We start from the raw sequence: 21,815 nt of genomic DNA, 5'->3' as shown, positions 1-21,815 counted from the left end.
GGCTTCAGGTCGGTCGCGGCGTCGCGGGTATCACCTCGAGCACGCGGATCGTGTCCGGCGCAGGGTAGTGCCAGCGCACGTCGACATCCCAGAACTGCGCGCCGTAGCGCCGCTCGGGCTCCGGCTTCTGGTATGCGGGGCGCGGGTCCTGTGCCAGGCATTGCTCGATGAGTTCCAGTAGTGGCTCGCCGAGGCGCAGCGCTTCGCGGTGGGCCTGCAGCAACCCGCTTTCCGTCCACTGCACCTCGATCAGTGTCGGCGCGTCCGCAGCCATGTCGTTGCGCGCATCCGGCAGGGCATCGGCGTAGGGCACATAGGGCTTGATGTCCAGCACCGGCGTGCCATCCAGCAGGTCGATGCCGGAGATGAACAGCCGATCCGCTTCGACGCGATCCAGCCTGACCACCGATTGACCGATTCCGTTGGGGCGATGCGTCGCGCGGGTGGCGAACACGCCGACCATGCGATTGCCGCCCAGGCGCGGCGGTCGCACCTTGAGACGTGGTGTGCTTTCCAGCGCCTGATGGAAGAGGAACAGCAGCCATACATGGCTGACCTGTTCGAGTCCGGCCACCGCATCGCCCTTGTCGAACGGCGGCAGCAGTTCCAGCACGCCGCGTGCGGCCGGGGCCAGGCTGGGTTGGCGCGGAATGGCGAACTTTTCCTTGAAGCAGGAACGGACGTAGCCGATCGGCGAGACGCTGTGTTGCATGGGGCAGGCCTGGATACGGACGGGCGGCTGCGCATCTTACCCGCTATGGCGCCGCGCTGCGCGACGTCGGGCCGCGTCCTCTCGGGAGGTGGCGGCCCGGCGCCGGAGGCTTACAGGCCGAGCAGCTTGGCGACGTAGTCGGCATCCTTGTCGCCGCGGCCGGAGAGGTTGACCAGGATGTGGCTGTCCTTGCCCAGCGTCGGCGCGGTACGAATCGCCCAGGCCACCGCATGGGCACTTTCCAGAGCGGGGATGATGCCTTCGACGCGCGACAGGGTCATGAAGGCATCCAGGCACTCCTGGTCGGTCGCGGTCTGGTAGTTCACCCGGCCGATGTCCTTGAGGTAGCTGTGCTGAGGGCCGACGCCGGGATAGTCCAGGCCGGAGGCGATGGAGTGCACTGCGGACGGGTTGCCCTCGGCATCTTCCAGCACGTAGCAGGCCATGCCGTGCAGTTCACCGGGTTTGCCCTTGGACAGGGTGGCCGAATGGCGGCCGGGCTTGTCCAGGCTTTCGCCGGCCGGCTCGATGCCCACCAGCTCGACCGCGGCGTCTTCCAGGAAGGCTGTGAAGATGCCCATGGCATTGGAGCCGCCGCCGACGCAGGCGACCACCTGGTCCGGCAGGCGACCATGCCTGGCAAGAAACTGGCCGCGCGCCTCTTGACCGATGATCGACTGGAAATCGCGGACCATCTTCGGGAACGGATGCGGGCCTACCACCGAGCCGATGGCGTAGAGGTAGTTCTGCGGATCCTTCAGGTACTCCTCGAAGGCGCTGTCCACCGCTTCCTTGAGCGTCGCCGCGCCTCGGGTGACCGCCACCAGCTTGCAGCCGAGGATCTTCATCTTGGTGACGTTGGGATGCTCCTTCTCGATGTCCACCTGACCCATGTGGATTTCGCAGGGGATGCCCACCAGCGCGCAGGCGGTGGCCAGGGCGACACCGTGTTGGCCGGCGCCGGTCTCGGCGATCACCTTGGTCTTGCCCATGAACCGGGCAAGCAGTGCCTCGCCCAGACAGTGATTGATCTTGTGTGCCCCGGTGTGATTCAGGTCCTCGCGCTTCAGGTGAATCTGGGCGCCACCGAGCTGCTCGGAAAGGCGCCGGGCATGGAAGATCGGGCTCGGCCGGCCCACGTAGTCGGCGAACAGGGCCGCCAGTTCCTGCTGGAAATCCTCGCGCTGGCGGATCTCTTCGTAGGCCAGGTTGATGTCGTCCATCGCCTGCTTGAGGTGCGGCGGCACCAGCTGGCCACCGTACGGGCCGAAGTAGCCGTTGGCGTCGGGCATGGCAGTGAAACGAGGATCGGACGACATGGGTTCATCTCTGCAGGTTGAAGGGAGCGCCTGGTTACGCGGGGCCGATCATAAGCCAGCGTCCGTACCGCTGAAAATGCAGCCGCAGCCACGCCGCGATGCTCACCGGTTCGCTGCTGCGCATTGTCGAACGCCGGGGTAGCGAAGGCGCTGGCCGGCACCGAGCAGGCTGTGGGTGGTTCGCGTTGTTAGCGGGATTGGCATTTATCGTGTAGGATGCCTCGCTTATTTCATCTGATCGGAGCAAATCAACGCTTTTGTTTTGTCGGCGCTCTTGTCGCCGAAGGGTATGGCTGTCATCAGCACAGCACGTCTTGCATGCCCGCCCCGCCATCAGGCCCGCGCAATTCCCATGGAATTGCACGCTACCTGCCGCAATACGTCGCACTGCGATGTCGTAAAGCCAGAACAAGTTCAGGAGATAGAACTGATGAACGAGGCTGAGCTCTCGCCCAATGATTCCGAAGCGCCCGCTGATCGAATCAATCCCGTAGTGTTCTACGGTTCCGCCATCGCCATCGTGGTATTCGCCGTATGGACGATGTTCTTTACCGATCGCTCGCTGGCGGTCATCAACACGGTACTCGGCTGGATATCCAACAGCTTCGGCTGGTTCTACTTTCTCGCCGTGCTGCTGTACCTGCTGTTCGTGGTGATCGTCGCCACCAGTCGTTACGGCAAGATCCGCCTCGGGCCGGATCACTCCAAACCCGAATTCAATGTGGTGACCTGGGCGGCGATGCTGTTTTCCGCCGGGATCGGCATCGACCTGCTGTTCTTCTGCATCGCTGAGCCGATCACCCAGTTTCTCGAACCGCCGGTAGGTGAGGGCGGCACCACCCAGGCGGCACGCCACGCCATGGAGCTGACCTTCCTGCACTGGGGACTGTCCGGTTGGGGCGTATACACCCTGGTGGGCATGTCGCTGGCCTATTTCAGCTTTCGCCAGGGGCTGCCGCTGTCGATCCGCTCGGCGCTGTATCCGATCTTCGGCAAGCGCATCCATGGCCCGATCGGCCACACCGTGGATGGCGCGGCCGTGCTGGGCACGATCTTCGGCATCGCCACGAGTCTGGGCATCGGCATCATCCAGCTGAACTTCGGCCTCAACTACATCTTCGGCATCCCCGAAGGGACCCTGACCCAGGCCGTGCTGGTGGTGCTGATCGTGGTGTTTTCGGCCATCTCGGCGGCCACCGGCGTTGAGCGCGGCATTCGCCGGCTTTCCGAGTTCAACATGCTGTTGGCCGTATTGTTGCTGTTGTTCGTGCTGGTGGTGGGCGACTCGGTGTTCCTGCTCAATGCTCTGGTGATGAATGTCGGCGACTACTTCTCCAACTTCATCAGCCTGTCGCTGGACACCTACGCCTACCAGCGCCCGACCGACTGGCTGAACGCCTGGACGGTGTTCTTCTGGGCCTGGTGGATCGCCTGGGGGCCTTTCGTCGGGCTGTTCCTGGCGCGCATTTCCCGCGGCCGGACCATTCGTGAATTCGTCATCGGCACGCTGTTGCTGCCGCTGGCCTTCATGATGGCCTGGATGTCGATCATGGGTAACAGCGCCATCGAGATGGTCATGGGCGGCGCGCTGGAGTTCGGCGAGCAGGCCATGAACAACCCTGGCTCATCGATCTACCTGTTCCTGCAGAGCCTGCCGTGGTCGGGCATCACCACCATCGTGGTGACCATCCTGGCCATCGTCTTCTTCGTCACCTCGGGCGACTCCGGTTCGCTGGTGCTGTCGAACTTCACCTCCATCCTCAAGGATGTGAACAGCGATGCGCCGGTGTGGATGCGCATTCTCTGGGCCGCGATCATCGGCGTGCTCACCCTCGCGCTGCTGATCGCCGGTGGCCTGACGGCGCTGCAGGGCACCGTGGTGATCATGGGGCTGCCGTTCTCCATCGTGCTGCTGTTCATGATGGTGGGGCTGTTCAAGGCCCTGCATGTTGAAGGGGTAATGGCCGACAGCTACCAGAAGAGCCTTGCCGGATATCTGTCCGGGCGAGCCACGCTGGAGCACACCCACATGAACTGGAGCCAGCGTCTTTCGCGGGCGATGAGCTTCCCCAGCCTGTCGCAGATTCGCCGCTATCTGAAGGAGGTCGGCAGGCCGGCCATGGAAGAGATCAAGAAGGCGCTGGGCGAGAAGGGCGTACCGGTGGAGATCCTCGAGGGCGAGCCGGGCAACGAGCATCTGATCCTCAACGTCAACCTGGGCAGCGAACAGGATTTCACCTATCAGATCTGGCCGGTGCGCAGCACCATGCCGTCGTTCGCCATGCGCACCCAGAGCAGCAAGGCCGATTACTACCGGCTCGAGGTGCACCTGCGCCAGGGCAGCCTGGGTTACGACCTGATGGGCTACTCGCGGCGCCAGCTGATCGAGGACGTTCTCGACCACTACGAACACCACATGCACTTCCTGCATCTGCAGCGCGAGAACGGTGGGGGTGAAAGCGGCATGCCCAACCCGGGCGCGACACCGACGCCCTGACCACACGCGTCCGGGCGATCCCTGGGCGTTCCATTCACATCGCGGCAGCGTCGATCCGCTGTCGCCTCGATTACAGGAGCTAGAACATGGCCCGTTTTCCACGGCAGCAACTCTATATCCATGGCGGCTACGTCGACGCCAGCAGCAACCAGACGTTCCAGAGCATCAACCCGGCCAACGGCGAAGTCCTGGCCGATGTGGCTGAGGCCGGTGCGGCCGACCTGGAGCGCGCGGTCGAAAGCGCCGAGCGGGGCCAGCACATCTGGGCGGCACTGACCGGTATCGAGCGGGCGCGAATCATGCGTCGCGCGGTCGATCTGCTGCGCGAGCGCAACGACGAGCTGGCGCTGCTGGAAACCCTGGATACCGGCAAGCCGCTGAGCGAAACCCGCAGCGTCGACATCGTCACCGGCGCCGACGTGCTGGAGTACTACGCGGGCCTTGCCCCGGCCATCGAGGGTGAGCAGATTCCGCTGCGCGACAGCAGCTTCGTCTACACCCGACGGGAGCCGCTTGGCGTGGTCGCCGGCATCGGCGCCTGGAACTATCCGATCCAGATCGCCCTGTGGAAGGCGGCTCCGGCGCTGGCCGCCGGCAACGCGATGATCTTCAAACCCAGCGAAGTCACCTCGCTGAGCGCGCTGAGGCTGGCGGAAATCTTCAGCGAGGCCGGGCTGCCCGATGGCGTGTTCAACGTGCTGACCGGCAGTGGTGCCGGTGTCGGGGCGCTGATCACCGAACACCCACGCATCGCCAAAGTGTCTTTCACCGGTGGCGTAGCGACGGGCAAGAAGGTCATGGCCAGCGCGGCAGGCTCTTCGCTGAAGGACGTGACCATGGAGCTGGGCGGCAAGTCGCCGCTGATCATTTGCGAGGATGCCGATCTGGATCGCGCAGCCGATATCGCGGTCATGGCCAACTTCTTCAGCTCCGGCCAGGTGTGCACCAACGGCACCCGGGTGTTCGTCCCGGCGGGCCTGAAAGCGGCGTTCGAGGCCAAGCTGCTGGAGCGTGTGCAGCGCGTTCGCCTGGGTGATCCGCAGCAGGAGGCGACCAACTTCGGCCCGCTGGTCAGCTTTGCGCACATGGACAAGGTGCTCGACTACATCGCCCAGGGCAAGGCCGCCGGCGCGCGCATTCTGTGTGGCGGCGAGCGGGTGACCGAGGGCGAGTACGCCAAGGGCGCCTTCGTCGCCCCGACCATCTTCAGCGACTGCAGCGACGACATGAGCATCGTGCGCGAAGAAATCTTCGGCCCGGTGCTGAGCCTGCTCGAATACCAGGACGAAGAGGAGGTCATCCGTCGCGCCAACGCCACCGAGTACGGCCTGGCCGCGGGCGTGGTCACCCCTGACCTGGCGCGGGCGCACCGCATCATCCATCGCCTCGAGGCCGGCATCTGCTGGATCAATACCTGGGGCGAATCGCCGGCGCAGATGCCGGTCGGTGGCTACAAGCAGTCAGGCATCGGCCGCGAGAACGGCATCGCCTCGCTGGCGCACTACACGCGAGTCAAATCGGTACAGGTGGAGCTGGGCGAGTTCGCCTCGGTGTTCTGAGGGAAAGGAGGACGCATGGAATACGACTACATCGTCATCGGCGCGGGTTCGGCCGGTAATGTGCTGGCCGCGCGCCTGACCGAGGACGCCGACGTCAGCGTGCTGCTGCTGGAAGCCGGCGGCCCGGACTACCGGCTGGATTTCCGCACCCAGATGCCTGCCGCGCTGGCGTATCCGCTGCAGGGCACGCGCTACAACTGGGCCTACAAGACCGATCCCGAACCGCACATGAACAATCGCCGCATGGACTGCGGCCGCGGCAAGGGCCTGGGTGGTTCCTCGCTGATCAACGGCATGTGCTACATCCGCGGCAACGCCCTGGACTACGACAACTGGGCTAAGGCACCGGGGCTGGAGGACTGGACCTACCTCGACTGCCTGCCGTACTTCCGCAAGGCCGAGTCGCGCGACATCGGCCCCAACGACTACCACGGCGGCGACGGCCCGGTCAGCGTGACCACGCCCAAGGCCGACAACAACGAGCTGTTCCATGCCATGGTGGAAGCGGGCGTGCAGGCTGGCTATCCGCGTACCGATGACCTCAACGGCTACCAGCAGGAAGGCTTCGGCCCGATGGATCGCACCGTCACGCCCCAGGGCCGGCGCGCGAGCACGGCGCGCGGTTATCTGGACCAGGCCAAGGAGCGGCCGAACCTGACCATCCACACCCATGCTGTCACCGACCGCGTGCTGTTCGAGGGCAAGCGTGCCGTCGGCGTTCGTTACCTGCGCGGCCGCGAGCAGCCACAGGTGGCGCGTGCGCGCCGTGAAGTGCTGCTGTGTGGTGGCGCCATTGCCTCGCCGCAGATCCTGCAGCGCTCGGGGGTTGGCCCTGGTGCGTTGCTGAAGAAGCTCGGCGTCACGCTGGTGCAGGAGCTGCCCGGCGTCGGCCAGAACCTGCAGGACCATCTGGAGATGTACCTGCAGTTCGAGTGCCTGAAGCCGGTGTCGCTGTACCCGGCGCTCAAGTGGTGGAACCAGCCGGCGATTGGCGCCGAGTGGCTGTTCCTCGGCAGCGGCATCGGTGCCAGCAACCAGTTCGAGGCCGGCGGCTTCATCCGCAGCAGCGACGAGTTCGAATGGCCGAACATCCAGTTCCACTTCCTGCCGGTAGCGGTCAGCTACAACGGCAGCAACGCCCATGACGGCCACAGCTTCCAGGCCCACGTCGGCTCGATGCGTTCACCCAGTCGCGGTCGTATCGAGATCCGCTCCACCGATCCGCGGGTCGATCCGAGCATCCTGTTCAACTACATGGCCCACGAGCAGGACTGGCGCGAGTTCCGCGATGCCATTCGCCTCACCCGCGAGATCATCGCGCAGCCGGCGCTCGATCCCTACCGTGGTCGCGAGCTGAACCCGGGTGTGGAAGCGCAGAGCGATGCCGAGCTGGACGCCTTCGTCCGCGAGCACGCGGAGACGGCCTATCACCCGTCCTGCTCCTGCAGGATGGGCACCGACGACATGGCCGTGGTCGACGGGCAGGGCCGTGTGCATGGAGTGGACGGGTTGCGCGTGGTGGATGCCTCGATCATGCCGCAGATCATCACCGGCAACCTCAACGCCACCACCATCATGCTGGCCGAGAAGATCGCCGACCGGATTCGCGGTCGCGAGCCGTTGCCGCGCAGCACGGCGAGCTACTACGTCGCCAACGGCGCACCGGTGCGGCAACCGCCGCAGCGTTGACGGACCTGCAGTCCGTCGGTGGAGAAGGCTTCGCCGAGGACTGGTTGCACAGAAATGAAAACGCCCCGCTAGTGCGGGGCGTTTTCCTGTAGCGGAGCAGTTCAGATCACTTCGGCCCAGAGGTCGTACTCGTCGGCGTGGGTGACGCGTACGCGGACCTTGTCGCCCGGCTGCAGGGGCTGTTCGCTGTCGATGTAGACCATGCCGTCGATCTCCGGGGCATCGGCCCAGGAACGGCCGATGGCGCCGTCCTCGTCCACTTCATCGATCAGCACGTCCAGTTCCTTGCCGACCTTCAGCTGCAGGCGCGCGGCGCTGATGGCCTGCTGATGCGCCATGAAGCGGTCCCAGCGATCCTGCTTGATCTCGTCCGGTACCGGCTCCAGGCCCATGACCTCGGCCGGTGCGCCGTCCACCGGCGAGTACTGGAAGCAGCCAACGCGGTCGAGCTGGGCTTCGGTCAGCCAGTCGAGCAGGTACTGGAAGTCTTCCTCGGTCTCGCCGGGGAAGCCGACGATGAAGGTCGAGCGAATGGTCAGCTCGGGGCAGATCTCGCGCCATTTCTTGATGCGCGCCAGGGTCTTGTCTTCGAAGGCCGGGCGCTTCATGGCCTTGAGCACCTTCGGGCTGGCGTGCTGGAAGGGGATGTCCAGGTACGGCAGGATCTTGCCGGCGGCCATCAGCGGGATCACGTCGTCGACGTTCGGGTACGGATAGACGTAGTGCAGGCGCACCCACACGCCCATCTTGCCCAGCTCCTCGCACAGCTCGAGCATGCGCGTCTTGACCGGCTGGCCGTTCCAGAAGTCCAGCTTGTACTTGAGGTCGACGCCATAGGCGCTGGTGTCCTGGCTGATCACCAGGACTTCCTTCACGCCGGCCTTGACCAGGCGCTCGGCTTCGCTGAGCACATCGCCCACAGGACGGCTGACCAGCTTGCCGCGCATGGACGGGATGATGCAGAAGCTGCAGCTGTGGTTGCAGCCTTCGGAAATCTTCAGATAGGCGTAGTGACGCGGGGTGAGCTTGATGCCCTGTGGCGGCACCAGGTCGACGAAGGGGTCGTGCTCAATGTTTGGCGGCACCACTTCATGTACCGCATTGACCACCTGCTCGTACTGCTGCGGGCCGGTAACCGCCAGCACGCTGGGATGCACGCCGCGGATGTTGTTTTCGTCCACGCCCATGCAGCCGGTGACGATTACCTTGCCGTTCTCGGCGATCGCCTCGCCAATGGCGTCCAGCGATTCGGCCTTGGCGCTGTCGATGAAACCGCAGGTATTGACCACCACCACATCGGCATCCTCGTAGGACGGCACGATCTGGTAACCCTCCATGCGCAGCTGGGTGAGGATGCGTTCAGAGTCGACCGTTGCCTTGGGGCAACCCAAGCTCACGAACCCGACTGTTGGCGTTTTGCTCATCGACTTTGAACCTCGAAAACCGCGTATGAAAAAGGCGCGCGAGTATATAGAGCTGAGCATTTTTTAGCCAGACTGGAGGCGTCAGCGCTCGACCGTTCAGCGGTTCGTCGCTCCTATGCTAAGGCCGCGAGCGAGATGCCATGGCGATCTGGCTGGACTAACGTCCACATCCCTTTGGCCCTATGAGGAGGTCTAATTCGGGCCGTGTTGAATGGATGTCAAAACGCTATCATTGCCGTCTCATTAGACCGAGCAAAGGGACTTCATGAAAACGTTGCTATCGAACTGTCTGGCGATTGTGACCGCCATGGGCTTGTGTACGGCGGCAATCGCCGAGGATGCGCTATTCAAGGAGCATATATATGGCGCGCCGTTCAGCACTTACAGCAATCAGGCAGGCTATTACGATTGTTCTGCAGAAATTGGGGCCACCGCACTGTGCGTGGATGACGTCAAGTTCGTAGGTCACTCTTTTACCGCAGCCTTACTGTTTTCCGGCGAGAAGCTTTATATGGTCAGTCTGCTGTCGAGTTTCGAGCAGCAGGCCTACGTGCAGGCGGTCGCTGCGCTGGCTAAGTCCTTCGCCCTCGTTTCGCTGGCCGACGCCAGCTCGCAGCTAGATCTTCTTGATCTGGATCGTCAGAACAACCGGCAGGATTTTGCGGCCAAGTTGTCGAGTTACGAAAGTGTGGCCGCTAACGCGGGCAACCTCACCTACACCTTCATTGAAGGCCTGGATCGGGCGAAAAAGTACCCCAATGTCACGACAGCAGTAGCCGCCGCCAAGGACAACACCCGTGCTGCTGAACTAGTGATAATGGATGATGGTGCAGACTCGATACTTGCGATCCGCTTTTCCTTTCCCAAGCTGGAGGCAAGAAAGCTCCAGGACGCGCTCGCCAGTCCGGTAGAGGATTTCTAGCTGATCCATGCGTCCGCTTACTTTCTCTCAGCGGTTTGCCGCCGCAACTGCATTCGCAGCGGGGCGTCGCCGGCGAGGCAGATAGCGTTTGAGCGCCAGTGCCGGTGATTCGATCAGATGCCAGGACAACGCGGCAGCGATAAAGCTGCCGGCGAAGGCCAGGAGCATGAACGGTATCAGCGGTAGCTGGCCGTCGGTCCAGTGCATGATCAGCTGCTGGATCGGAAAGCTGAAGATATACAGGCCGTAGGAGAAATCGCCCGCCTTGCCGAACCCGGCCAGCCGCGGTATGCGCAGCTGGGCGAGGTATAGCGTGAGGTAAGGCAGGGTCAGCACGTGCACCAGCTGCCAGTATTCGCTGCGTGCACTGAGCACGTTCACGGACACCAGCAGCGCGACGAGCTTCCAGTTCCATACGATGCGTTCGCGGTACAGATAGAACGCTACCCCCGCGTAGAAGAACATTCCCAGCCGAGTGACTTTGCGCAGCAGATCGGCTTGCATCTCGTAGGCCGGTATGAGGTGGAAATGCACGGCCATCATCAGTGCCAGACCAACCAGTGCGGCACTGCGCCCGAAGACCTTGAGTAGCCCCAGCGTCATTACCGTGGCGTACATCAGTACTTCGTAGGGCAGTGTCCAGAGAGAGCCGTTGACCGTATTTGCAAACGGGTTGGACTCGAACACTCCTGGCAGTCGGAACTCGGTAATCAGCAGCATGTTGCCCAGGTAGTTCCAGGTACCCGGTGCCGCTATGTAATCACCCAGCGACCATTCGGTTGCCAGTGGGCCGACCAGCAGTACGGCGAACAGCACCGACACGATCAGCGCAGGAAAAATGCGCAACGCTCGTTTGGCGGCGAACTCCAGCACGCTGTGACTGTTCAGCCAGGATGCTGCAATGAGAAAACCGCTCATCACGAAGAACACGTGTACGGCGATGTCCGCCGAGTCGTAGCTGCCGCTGAATAGCCTCAATGGCTCGCTTGCACCTCGGCCGGACAGCCAGAAGCTGTGGCCGAATACCACCATCGCGGCGGCGAAAAAGCGCAGGAAATCGAAATTGTTGTCTCGGTTCGCCGGGGTGGGCACGGACATTGGAACCTCCTTGTGGGTGTGGTCAACGCAGCGGGAATGTCCGGCTCATCCCAAGCGTGCGGCTCTCGCCGTCGCGGATGGCCTGTTTGATCAGCCGCAGCCGTTCCGGCGCCTGCTGGCGGCGCGCGACATGGTGCAGTAGGCCGAGAAAGATCAAACGGTTCAGGCGGTACAACCAGGGCGACGCTGCCCAGACATAGGTGTCGAACCAGGCTTGGTTGCGGGCGGTGTAGTAGGCGCGGAAATCGGAGTCGCCTAGCAGGAAGGCCTCGTAGATGTTGCGAGTGTGGGCCTTGATGTTCCACGACAGCTCCAGCTCGTCGATCAGTGCGCCGGTGACCAACCGCAGGCGGCCTCCTTTTGCTGTGATACGCCGGGTGTACTCGGTGTCGTCGGCATACAGCATCAGCTCGCGCAAAGGCACTCCGATGGCCTGATACAAGCTGCGATGCGCGAGCATGCCGCCGTACGGTGCGAACGGCAGATCCATGGCCCGTGGTGGCGTTCCTTGCGGTTTACCCCATGGCAGACGGCGCCAGATCTTGTAAGGCAGCTGTGCTATGTGGAAGCCGAAATAGCTGGAGCGCGGCTGAATGGCAAAACGCTGTGGCACACCGCGAGCGATGTCTTCCTGCTGACTGGGGCGGAAGCCCAGCACCGCGGCATTCTGCAAGCCCACCTCATCGCCCAGCCGCGCCAGTTCCTCGTGCAACAGGCGCACGGCGGACGCGGTGGGCGCGTTGTCGTCATCCATCATCCACAGGTATTCGGCGCCTTCTTCGAGCGCGGCCTGCAGGCCCACCGCATAGCCGTTGGCCGAGCCGGTGTTCTGCTCCAGCGGGATGATGCGGACCTGGCCGGGCCAGCGGCTGGTGAGCTGTTCGAGCGGTGCGCGGGAGGCGTTGCTGACCACCACCACGCGGGTGATCTGCTCGAAGGCAAAGGCCTGTTCGATCAGGCGACGCAGGTAGATGAGGCGATCGCCATAGGTGACCGTGACGATGGTCGTCTGGCGCTTGACCGGCATGTCGCAGGCCATGTCCGCCACGGCCGGCGTCTGTTGGCGGCACGGTTGAATGCGAGCCTGGTTGTGCATGGTGACGGTCCTCAGCTCTGTTCCGGTGTGGCAAGCGGCGTGTGGTACGCCTCCACCTCGGGCTCGGGTGTTTCTTCCTGCGGGCTGAAGAAGGCGTGGAAGGTGCGGATGAAGCCGGAAGGGCTGTCCGGCACGGGAATGAGTTCGGTGTACGAGTAGCCATCGGCCAGAACCAGCGAGGTTCTGGCGGTTCCTTCTGTGCTCATGCTTTGGCTCCTGGGCGGCCGGCTGCTGCGTCGCCGATGATCAAAATGAATAACGTCTGCTGTCCGTCGGGGCATACCAGAACGAGCCGGAGGCTGGCTCGACGACGCGATGGCCCGGATGGCCAGGCGACTGACTGGTGCCCTGGCTGCCGCTGGTGGTGGCGCAGGGCAGCGCTGAATCGTTGGATGACTCGCTGTAGGCGATCGGGCTCGGGCTGCGGGCGTTGTCGCAGGACGGCGAGGTGCTGCCCAGAACGTCCGGTATGCCCGCGTCGGCGCTCAGCGACTCGACGATCACCATGGCACTGGCCGGATCGACCACCAGCACGAGTGCGAAACCGAGGGCGCGGGTGGCCCTCATCCACTGCTTTACCGTGTTCATCCTTGAAACCTCGTAAATGCGTACATGAATGGCTGGGTAGGTTGTTCAGGCTTGCTTGATCGGCACCACCGCGGCTGGGTAGAGCGGGGTGCTGGGCTGCGCTGCGGAGCCAAGGTCCTGGCCTTCGAAGCGGGCCTCGCGCTCGCGGGCCTCGACGAAGGCGCGGATTTCCTGCTCGAAGCGCTCGCCGGAGAAACGTTCCGAGTTGCTGCGGCAGTTGGCAGGGGTGATGCGTGCGCGATTCGCTTCGAATTCCGCGATGGCGGCAATGATCGAGTCGGTCGTCTGCTCCGGGTAAAACACGCCGGTCGGCTCCGGCTGGTCGAGCCCGCGCACGGTTTCCAGCACCCCGCCGCGGCCGTAGGCGATCACCGGCGTGCCGCAGGCCTGAGCCTCGATCGGGGCGATACCGAAGTCTTCCTCGGCGGCGAAGACGAAGCCCTTGGCGCGCTGCATGTGGTGCAGCAGTACCTCGAAGCTCTGATAGCCGAGCAAGGTCACGTTGGGCCCTGCGACTTCGCGTGCCTTGTCCATCTCAGGCCCGGTGCCGATGACGATCAGGCGCTTGTCCGGCATCGCCGCGAAGGCCTCGATGATCAGCGGGATCTTCTTGTACGGCACCATGCGCGAGGCGGTCAGGTAGAAGTCCTCCTTGGCCTCGTGGAGCGTGAACTGGCGCGTGTCTACCGGTGGGTAGATCACCGTGGACTGGCGCCGGTAGCTCTTGTTGATGCGCCGGCCGATGAAGTGCGAGTTGGCGATGAACTCGTCGACGCCGCTGGCCGTGCGCTGGTCCCACATGCGCATGTAGTGCAGCAGCATGCGCGCGAGCTTGGCCTTGATGCCACGCTCCAGGCTGGCCTCGTGCAGGTACTGGTGCTGCAGGTCCCAGGCATAGCGGATCGGCGAATGCACATAGCTGATATGCAACTGGTTGGGGCCGGTCAGTACGCCCTTGGCCACCGCGTGGCTGCTGGAAATGATCAGGTCGTAGGAGGACATGTCCAGCTGCTCGATGGCCAGCGGCATCAGCGGCAGATACTTCTGGTAGTGCGTCCGCGCCTTCGGCAGCTGCTGGATGAAGGTCGTGGTAGCGCGCTTGCCGCCCAGATGGGCGCGGTCTTCATCGGAGAGGAAGTCGATGACGGCGAACAGGTCGGCCTCCGGCCAGACCGCGCACAAACCGGCCAGCACGCGCTCGGCGCCGGCGTAGGTCACCAGCCAATCGTGAACGATGGCAACTTTCATGGGATGACATCCTTGGTCGAAACGAATGAGCGGCCAGGCCGCGATACGGAAAGCGTTGGTCAGCGGCTGTGCAGGCGGCCCAGGGGCAGTACGCCGCGCTGTCCGGTGAGCCGATTGCCGGCGCGCGTCAGCGGGTGCTCGAGCAGGCGGCGGCAGAGCAGGGCGGATGTGATGGCCAGCGCCAGGCCAAATACCGCGCTGGCACTGGCCGCCAGCGGACCGTTCAGGCCCAGCGTCTGCGTCAGCAGCTGGCCCAGGCGCTGCATCGCCGGCAGCAGCAGGTAGAGCGAGCAACTGAGGCTGCCGAACCAGATGAGCAATGGCGCCCGCAGGCGCAGGCGACCGGTGAACAGCAGGAACAGGGCGACGGCCACGGCGTAGCCGAGCAACTGTCCCGGCCAGGCGGCCTGCTGTGCCGAGCCGTCCCGCGCCCAGCCGGCAACGAAAATCACCGGCAGCACCAGCAGGTAAACCCGCAGCGTGTAGCGCGCATATTCACGGGCGCGCCGGCGGGCGTAGCTGCTGGCCTCGTGCTGCACCTCGTAGCGCAACGAGGCGAAGAACATCAGCGACAACACCAGCGGCAGGGTGACCGGCAGCGTCCTGTCGATCAGCTGCTGGGTCAGGGCCAGCAGCAGTGCGGCCGCGAGCAGCACCAGGGCGCAGCCGGCCCGCAGGCTCACGCTGTGCAGCAGGCCGAGCGCATGCAGCAGCAGGCACAGCCCGTAGAACAGCAGAAGGGGCGGCAGGGCGCCGTAGGCGCTCACGGCCTCGAATGCCATGCCTGGGTAGCGGCTCGTCACGCCGGGCAGCCAGGCCGGCAAGCTTGGTAGCAGCACCGCAGTCAGGAGGACCGCCAGCAGATACACCGGCAGCAGGCGCAGCAGGCGCCGGATGGCGAAGCCGCGTCCGTCATTGCCACCTGCATGCAAGGCGGCCGGTACCAGAAAGCCGCAGCCGAACAGCAGCCACAGCGTGGCCACCAGCCAGAGGTCGATGGCCGGCGAGGAACCGGGCTCTGTCAGCAGCGACAGCGCTACGACATGAACAATCAGAAGGATGGATGCGCCGCCTCGCAGCGCGTCGATGTGCACCAACCGTTCCATGGTCTGCCTCGTTTGACGGATGGAAATGTACGGGCCGGGCATAGGCTCGGCGCTGCTAGGGGCGGTCCGACGACCAGGCGATGAAGGTCGGCGGCTTGCTTCTGCCCATCAGCGTCTCGTCGATCAGCTGGGAAACCGTCTGCGCGGAGCGCTTCCAGGAGTAGCGCTCGACGTTGGCCAGCCCGAGGGTGCGCAGGTCTTCGCGCAGGCCGGCGTCCTGCAGCACGTGGCGCATGCAGCGGGCGATGTCCTCGATGTTCAGTGGCTCGAAATACAGGACGCTTTCGCCGAGCACTTCGGGAATCGACGCCGCCCGCGCCGCGATTACCGGGCAGCCACAGGCCTGCGCCTCCAGCGGCGGTATGCCGAAGCCTTCGTAGAGCGACGGAAAGACGAACGCGGTGGCGCCTTGGTATTCGCGCACCAGCTGCTCGTCGTCGAGGCGGCCGAGCACGCGTACGCGAGGATTGCCTTCCAGCCGGTAGTCGCTGCCGGAGAACACCGAGTGGGAGTCGCCGACGATGTGCAATTCCACCTCGTCGAAGCCTTCCAGGCTGAGGAAGGCGGCCACCATGCGAGCGAAGTTCTTGTGCGCATTGGGCGACGACACGGCCAGCAGATATGGCCTGCCAGCCGGCGGCTGGCTTCCCGCGGCGGGTGGGCGGAACTTCGCCGATACGGCATTGGGTACCACACAGATGTTCTCTCTCGGGTAGCCGTAGTAGCGGGCGATTTCCTTGCGGGAAAAGTCGCTGACCGTGATCAGTGCCTTGATGCGCTTGAGCAGCAGCGGCGTCAGGCTCTTGTAGGCACCGCGGAAGGTGCGCGAGTAGCTTTCCGGATGGCGCACGTAGGTGATGTCGTGGTGGGTGGCGATCTGGTTGCGGTAGATCAGCGGGGCGGTGTTGCACAGCGATACCAGCGGCGGCCGACCATTGCGCGCCAGCCACAACGGCAGGTCCAGTTGTTCCCACAGGTGCCCGCGGTTGCGTCCGATACGGCGTACCTGCAAGCGTTCGGCGCTGCCGTGCACGGGCGTGTCCTGAGGCGCGACAAAGGTGAGGTCCTTGCGCATGGCGCCTAACTCCAGGCAGACCTGTTCGGCGAAACGTTGCACGCCGCGGGTTTCCTGGGTCAGGAAGCGAGCGTTGATGACGATCATGGGGCTCTCCTTGCAAAGGGCGATCGCGCGGGCCGGCAGCGCTCGCGCGATGACTGTGACGCAGCGGGTGCGTTGCGTTGTGATTGGCAGCGGGCCAGTGGACCTGGCCCGGTTCTATCGGCCGGCGGCCGAGCGCAGGGCCGGCGCGGCGGCCGGTTGCGCGCAAAGCGGCGGGGCGCTAGTCCTGCACGGCGCGCAGGCTGACGATCTTGGGAAAGCCATCGAGCTTGAGCGTTGTGCGGCAACGACCGCCCCTGCCCGTGCATTCCCAGCGGGCGTTGCTGGTGACACGGCCGTGCTGTGGTTGCGCCGTATCGATCAACGCCACCCGGCCGGGTTGCGGGTCGAGCGCTTCGAGCTCCAGGTTGCGCGGCTTGCCGGCGCTCCAGGCCACCAGCAGTTCGTCTTCACCACGGGCGAAACGCAGCGCCACCACGTCACCGTCGCTGTTCTCGTCGCGGCCGATGAAGCGGTAGTTGGCGACGATATCGCTGACGGCGGTGAGCACGCGGTAGGCCGGCTTCGGTGTGAAGTCCTGGCGGACCAGGCCGAAGTTGTGCTCGCGCTCGGTCCTGTCGGTACCGTCGTTGCGGAAGTCGTACCACCACATGCCGCGGATGCTCGGCAACGTCCTGGCGAGGAAGAACGCCCGTGCCAGGTAGGCCGCCTGCAGGTTCTCGTCGATGCCGCAGGCACCCTGATGCGAGGGCCAGGCCATCTCGGTGAGGTAGAGCGGCACGGGCCGTCCCGCGGCGCGGGTCAGCTCCTTGTCCACCTCGGCCATCCAGTCGATCCAGGCTTCCGGGGTGTTGCGTCGCCAGCCGCGGCAATGCACGTAGGGATGCAATGACAGGCCGTCCACCGATTGCATCAGCCCGTTCTCCAGCAGACGCAGGGCGAATCCCGACTCGATGCCCTGGGTGGTCACCGCGCCGGCCAGCACCTTGGCGGCGGGGTCGCGCTGGCGAACGATACCGGCCGCATCGGCGATCAGGCGGGCGTAGTCCTGGGTGAACCTGGGGTCGCGCGGGTCCTCCACGTCCCATTCGTTCCAGATCTCGTAATAGGCCACCTGACCCTTGAAAGCCTCGCTGAGGTGATTGACGTAGCGGTTGAACGCCGCCCGGACCGGCTCGGTGCGGGGTTTCTCGCCGCCGCCGTGGTGCTGGTTGCCATAGCCGAGGATGAACTGGGTGCTCAGGCCGTGACGGGCGGTTTCCTTGAGGTAGCGGTGCCAGGACGGCTCGATCTTCAGCTGGTTCGGCTGGCGCTCGACATAGGCCCAGTGGGCATCGGTGCGCACGGAGGTGATGCCGGCATCGCGCATCATGGCGTAGGCGCGGCCGCTGGGATCACCGCGGTGCAGCTCGTGGGCGCAGACACCGACGACGAAGGGTTCCTCGGTGGTCTGTGCGGCGATCTGAAGGGATGCACCGAGCAGCCCCCCGAGCAGCAAAGCGTGGAGCAGGGTAGAGCGAATCGTCATGTGGATCATCCGTGATGGTTGATGCTCAGGTCAGGTGTCGCAGTTCCGGCAGCCGTTGCGGGGCGAGGCCGCGGGCCGACGCCCGGGCTGGCGTCAGCACGTGGGAAATGGCCAGGCCGAGGAACAGCGTGGCGGTGGTCACCTCCAGTACGTCCGTGGCCCAGGCCACCAGGCACAGGCAGAAGACGATCGGCAGCAGTGCGTCGCGCAGCCTTGGCCCGCGCTCGTGCAGGCGCAGCATCAGGGGAAAGCAGAGCAGGTAGAGCAACACGCCGAACACGCCGAGCATCCCCCACAGGTACAACGCGGTGTTATCGGCGATGACCAGCAGTTCCAGGCCTGGCACCGGATAGGCGTGACCGGCACTGCCCACCGCACCGAAGCCCGCGCCCCACCAGCCCCAGCCCTCGCGGAGCATGACGCCGATGAAGTTCGGCCAGCTGTTGATCAGCCGGTCGGCGAACGAGGCGAGCAGCGTGCCGCTGTTGGCCGCATTCGGGTCCAGGCTCAGCACCAGACTGATCGCCGGCAGCATCAGGCCGACCAGCACGGCGATGAGGAAGGCTGCGGCGCTGGCGAAGCGATAGGCCGTGAAGATCAGCATCAGCAGCGTCAGTACATAGGCCGCCGCGGTGGACTTGTTGGTGGTCAGCACGATGCCGATAAGGGCCGCGACGTAAAGCAGCAGCCGCAGCAGCCGCGAGCGGATGAATGCGGCGATGAACAGGCTGTAGACCGCGATCATCACCGACAGCGCGGTGGACATGCGGGCGAAACCGCCGATGCGGTCGATGTCGTCGAATGCCCAGGAGCGGTTGGCGCTCAGTTCCACCTCGCCGACCATGTAGCTGTAGCCCTTCCAAGGCACGCTGGTCGTCAGGTCGAGGGCGATGCCGACGAACGAGGCGATCAGGCAGAAGCCGATGACTCGCCGCAACAGCCCGAGCCGCAGCTCCAGATGGCGGCCGCAGATCAGGCCGAACAGCAGCGGAATGTAGATGAACAGGCTGAAACCGATGTTATGCAGCTCCGCCCCGTGCATCAGCGCCAGCTGGCTGGATGTCACCAGCCCCAGCATCACCAGCCAGAACAGCGGCCAGCCGCGGTAGCGCAGCAGCTCCAGACTCAGCGCTGCCAGGCAGGCGACCTTCGGCAGGTACAGCAGCCAGGAGATCCCGGCCATGTCGAAGTAGTAGCGCAGGGCACCGGAGAAGGTTTCAGTCAGCAGCAGCGAGGCGACGACCAGCGTCAACAATGTCGGCTTGTCGAAGGCCAACGGGTTCGAGTCGCGTCGCCGTGGAGTGATCAGCAGGCTCTGGTTCATGGTGAATTCTCGTTCCCTGAAGTGTCTCGTGCAGGATGGACTGGTACTGGCCCAGCATGCGTTCCATATCCAGCAGCGACAGCACGCTGGCTCGTGCCTGGCCGGCGAGGCGCTGGCGCAATCCGCCGTCGATGTAGAGCCAGAGCATGGCGATGCCGAGCGAATCAGGATCGTCGGGCGAGCAGAGCAGGCCGTTGTGCTCGTCGCGGATGATCTCCGGCAGGCCGCCCATGTTGCTGGCGATCACCGGCAGGTTGTTGGCGCAGCCTTCGACGGCCACCAGGCCGAACGGCTCGGCCCACAGCGACGGCACTACCAGTACGTCGATGCTCTGCATGAACTCGTCGCTGTCGCAGTAGCCGAGGAAGCTGACCTTGCTCGGGTCGGCCATGGCCTTGAGCTTGCTCTCGTAGTCCAGCTTGCCGCGCCCGGCGATATCCAGCCGGGCATCGATCTCCAAGCGCTGGAACTGCTCGATCAGCCAGCCCACGCCCTTGTTCTCCGAAAGCGTGCCGATGTAGCCGAAGCGCAGCGGATGGCTGTTGCGCAGCTTGGGCTTGCTGTTCTGCCCGGTAGTGGCGGGCGTGCGGTTGTGCACCACGTGCTGGCGCGCGCGGCTGAAGTAGCCCTGGGCGGTGATGCGCTCGAGCACGAAGCGGCTGACCCCGATCACCGTCGCCACCTGCGCCGAGGCGCGGGCATGGCCGAGGCGGAATACCGAGCACAGGCCGCACTGGCGCTGGCAGCTCTTGCCGTGGTTGAACATGGTGTCCTTGGGGCAGAGCAGGTAGAGGTCGTGCAGTACCTGGACGATCGGCAGACCCGCGGCGGAGATTTCGTCCCAGGCGGAAACCGACCAGCCGGTTAGGTTGTTGCTGACGACGATCTCGGGCTGCTCGCGCTGGATCACTTCGCGTACGTACTGGCGCATGTCGGCGTTGTAGCGGTCGCGGTAGTGCCAGCCGAGGCGGGCGAGGCGACCGGGGCGCTGCTGGGTGTAGTGCCAGTAGTGATTCGCCAGGCCGGCACGGTAGACCCGTACCCCGTCCTGCAGCTGCATGCTCAGGCCGGCATCCGGGCCGGTCGCCAGCACGGCTACTTCGCAACCGCGGCGCTGCAGCCCCTCGGCCAGATGGCGGAGGATGACTTCCGCACCTCCGCCGATGTGCGGTGCGTAGAACGCATTGAGAAATAGGATCTTCATCGTTGGCTCGCTGTTTGAACCTGTCAGGTCTTCGGGCGACGCGCCTTGCCTGGTTCAGGAGTGGCACTGGAGATAGCGGGTCGGCACCCGTACCTTCTGTTCCCGCTGCAGCAGGTTGAGGAGGATGACGGAGCGCTCCTCGCCATCGCTGCTGACGAAGATGGCTTCGATCTCGCTGAAGCTGCCGCCACTGACCTGTACCCTTTCGCCGGGCTTGAAGTTGGCAGCAGGGGCACGTTCGTCCTGTGCCAGGCGCTGGCGCAGCTGCTCGATCAGCTCGTCACGCACGGGTGTCGGCTGGCCGCCGAAGGACACCACGCGGTTCACGCCGCGGGTGGAGCGAATCGGGTACCAGTTGTCGTGGGTGCTATCGAGGCGAATGAACAGGTAGCCGGGAAACAGCGGCTCGCCAGCCTTGGCGCCCTGTCCGCTTCGCGTCGCCGCCGACGCCTTGAGCGGGCGATAGCACTCGAAGTGCTGGCGCAGCAGGTGCTCCTCGGCGCGGGCCTCCTGGCGCGGCTTGGTCTGGATCAGATACCAGCGTGCGGTCTTGTTCGTTGTCATGAGGATGTCCTTTCCTGATTGACCTGCTCGGTTCCGGATGGCCGGTACCCATCATGCCGTCGCCAGTGCTGCGCGCTTTTCGTGGCCCTCGAACACGCTGAAGCGCAGCAGCAGATCCTTGAGTTGTTCGCGACTGTTGAACATCAGCACGTCGATGATCGACAGCGAGGGCACGAACGGGTGCTTGAACTGCGGATAGGTGAGGTCATCCATGCGCAGGAAGCGAAGCAGCAGCCCGTCGGCCCGGAAGCGAGCGGGGCAGTACAGTTCGATGCCGCCTATCGGGTTCAGGTATAGCTCACCGTCCATGCGATGCACGATCTGGATGACGCGGTCCTGCATGTCCATCTTCGCCGGCAGGCCCAGGCTGGAGCCGCGGTAGATCGGTGTGCGAATGTCCATGTAGGCGCAGATCCTGCGCAGGGCGTTCTCGGTGAACAGCGCCAGGTTGCGCTCCGGATACGCGAGGATGCTGCGGATCAGCGGCAGCACGGTGTCGCGCTGCGGAGCCTTGGCATAGCAGCGCTCGAGCATTTTCATCAGCGCCTCGGCTTCGCGGTCGAAGTCGTCGCAGAGCCAGCGCTCCCTGATCTGCTCGGCCTGGTGACCTTTGCGCAGCGGGAAGGTGATCAGCTTGGGCTGGCCGTTGACCAGCACGCGGTTGCGGTTCATCCACGAGCCCTTCACATACTGCAGGTCATCGCCCAGGACGAACACATCGCTGAGGGCGATCAGCTGGAAATAGCCCAGGTACGGAAAGAGATAGGGCTGCATCATCGAGACGGTTCTGAGCACGGCGCACCTCCTTGTCTGGCGT

19 protein-coding genes are annotated in these 21,815 nt (G+C 64.5%); 4 read left to right on the top strand and 15 right to left on the bottom strand.

Annotated elements, in window-relative coordinates; all coding sequences use genetic code 11:
* Window positions 1-4: 4 nt before the first annotated feature.
* Both tsaA and trpB read right to left on the bottom strand, forming a co-directional pair.
* Window positions 5-712, bottom strand: a complete 708-nt coding sequence (tsaA, locus tag P5703_RS12590; RefSeq protein ID WP_011912897.1) for a tRNA (N6-threonylcarbamoyladenosine(37)-N6)-methyltransferase TrmO — start codon at window positions 710-712, stop codon at window positions 5-7.
* A 110-nt stretch (window positions 713-822) separates the two neighbouring features.
* Complete coding sequence (trpB, locus tag P5703_RS12585) at window positions 823-2,031, bottom strand: tryptophan synthase subunit beta (RefSeq protein ID WP_011912898.1); 1,209 nt, start codon at window positions 2,029-2,031, stop codon at window positions 823-825.
* 430 nt (window positions 2,032-2,461) lie between these two features.
* Between trpB and P5703_RS12580 the strand changes: the two genes are divergently transcribed.
* The 3 genes from P5703_RS12580 to betA all read left to right on the top strand — a co-directional run bounded on the left by P5703_RS12580 (window position 2,462) and on the right by betA (window position 7,776).
* Entirely contained in the window at window positions 2,462-4,528 is a 2,067-nt protein-coding gene (locus tag P5703_RS12580; RefSeq protein ID WP_125865742.1) for a choline transporter, read from the top strand.
* Window positions 4,529-4,614: 86 nt separating this feature from the next.
* Window positions 4,615-6,087, top strand: coding sequence for a betaine-aldehyde dehydrogenase (gene betB, locus P5703_RS12575; RefSeq protein WP_285587205.1), 1,473 nt, complete (start codon window positions 4,615-4,617; stop codon window positions 6,085-6,087).
* Between the two features lie 15 nt (window positions 6,088-6,102).
* Complete coding sequence (betA, locus tag P5703_RS12570) at window positions 6,103-7,776, top strand: choline dehydrogenase (RefSeq protein WP_181121349.1); 1,674 nt, start codon at window positions 6,103-6,105, stop codon at window positions 7,774-7,776.
* Between the two features lie 101 nt (window positions 7,777-7,877).
* Here the strand turns inward: betA and rimO are convergent, their stop codons facing one another.
* Entirely contained in the window at window positions 7,878-9,200 is a 1,323-nt protein-coding gene (rimO, locus tag P5703_RS12565; protein WP_181121351.1) for a 30S ribosomal protein S12 methylthiotransferase RimO, read from the bottom strand.
* A 265-nt stretch (window positions 9,201-9,465) separates the two neighbouring features.
* On the opposite strand from rimO, the gene P5703_RS12560 reads away from it, so the two are divergent.
* Entirely contained in the window at window positions 9,466-10,122 is a 657-nt protein-coding gene (locus tag P5703_RS12560; RefSeq protein WP_102819831.1) for a hypothetical protein, read from the top strand.
* 27 nt (window positions 10,123-10,149) lie between these two features.
* Here the strand turns inward: P5703_RS12560 and P5703_RS12555 are convergent, their stop codons facing one another.
* The 12 genes from P5703_RS12555 to P5703_RS12500 form a co-directional block, all read right to left on the bottom strand.
* Window positions 10,150-11,220: an acyltransferase family protein gene (locus P5703_RS12555; RefSeq protein WP_181121353.1), complete on the bottom strand. Its 1,071-nt coding sequence runs from the start codon at window positions 11,218-11,220 to the stop codon at window positions 10,150-10,152.
* 22 nt (window positions 11,221-11,242) lie between these two features.
* Entirely contained in the window at window positions 11,243-12,316 is a 1,074-nt protein-coding gene (locus P5703_RS12550) for a glycosyltransferase (RefSeq protein WP_285587190.1), read from the bottom strand.
* An 11-nt stretch (window positions 12,317-12,327) separates the two neighbouring features.
* Complete coding sequence (locus tag P5703_RS12545; RefSeq protein WP_285587188.1) at window positions 12,328-12,522, bottom strand: hypothetical protein; 195 nt, start codon at window positions 12,520-12,522, stop codon at window positions 12,328-12,330.
* A 40-nt stretch (window positions 12,523-12,562) separates the two neighbouring features.
* Window positions 12,563-12,904, bottom strand: a complete 342-nt coding sequence (locus P5703_RS12540) for a hypothetical protein (RefSeq protein ID WP_279647697.1) — start codon at window positions 12,902-12,904, stop codon at window positions 12,563-12,565.
* A gap of 45 nt (window positions 12,905-12,949) precedes the next feature.
* Complete coding sequence (locus P5703_RS12535) at window positions 12,950-14,152, bottom strand: glycosyltransferase family 4 protein (protein ID WP_285587182.1); 1,203 nt, start codon at window positions 14,150-14,152, stop codon at window positions 12,950-12,952.
* Between the two features lie 59 nt (window positions 14,153-14,211).
* Complete coding sequence (locus P5703_RS12530) at window positions 14,212-15,258, bottom strand: acyltransferase (protein ID WP_181121358.1); 1,047 nt, start codon at window positions 15,256-15,258, stop codon at window positions 14,212-14,214.
* Between the two features lie 55 nt (window positions 15,259-15,313).
* Window positions 15,314-16,420, bottom strand: coding sequence for a glycosyltransferase family 4 protein (locus P5703_RS12525; protein WP_013982499.1), 1,107 nt, complete (start codon window positions 16,418-16,420; stop codon window positions 15,314-15,316).
* A gap of 178 nt (window positions 16,421-16,598) precedes the next feature.
* Window positions 16,599-17,906, bottom strand: coding sequence for a hypothetical protein (locus P5703_RS12520; RefSeq protein WP_185750330.1), 1,308 nt, complete (start codon window positions 17,904-17,906; stop codon window positions 16,599-16,601).
* Between the two features lie 25 nt (window positions 17,907-17,931).
* Window positions 17,932-19,230, bottom strand: coding sequence for a hypothetical protein (locus P5703_RS12515; RefSeq protein ID WP_242100078.1), 1,299 nt, complete (start codon window positions 19,228-19,230; stop codon window positions 17,932-17,934).
* Window positions 19,124-20,434: a glycosyltransferase family 4 protein gene (locus P5703_RS12510; protein WP_285587166.1), complete on the bottom strand. Its 1,311-nt coding sequence runs from the start codon at window positions 20,432-20,434 to the stop codon at window positions 19,124-19,126. Before P5703_RS12510 ends, P5703_RS12515 begins: the two co-directional genes overlap by 107 nt.
* Before the next feature lie 54 nt (window positions 20,435-20,488).
* Window positions 20,489-20,998, bottom strand: a complete 510-nt coding sequence (gene rfaH, locus P5703_RS12505; RefSeq protein ID WP_068507173.1) for a transcription/translation regulatory transformer protein RfaH — start codon at window positions 20,996-20,998, stop codon at window positions 20,489-20,491.
* A 51-nt stretch (window positions 20,999-21,049) separates the two neighbouring features.
* Entirely contained in the window at window positions 21,050-21,793 is a 744-nt protein-coding gene (locus tag P5703_RS12500) for a WbqC family protein (protein WP_151320755.1), read from the bottom strand.
* Window positions 21,794-21,815: the final 22 nt, after the last annotated feature.

It is taken from the genome of Stutzerimonas sp. FeSN7 (genome assembly GCF_030263795.1).
Classification (GTDB): Bacteria; Pseudomonadota; Gammaproteobacteria; order Pseudomonadales; family Pseudomonadaceae; genus Stutzerimonas; species Stutzerimonas stutzeri.
This window is presented reverse-complemented; position numbering and strand designations above follow the sequence as displayed.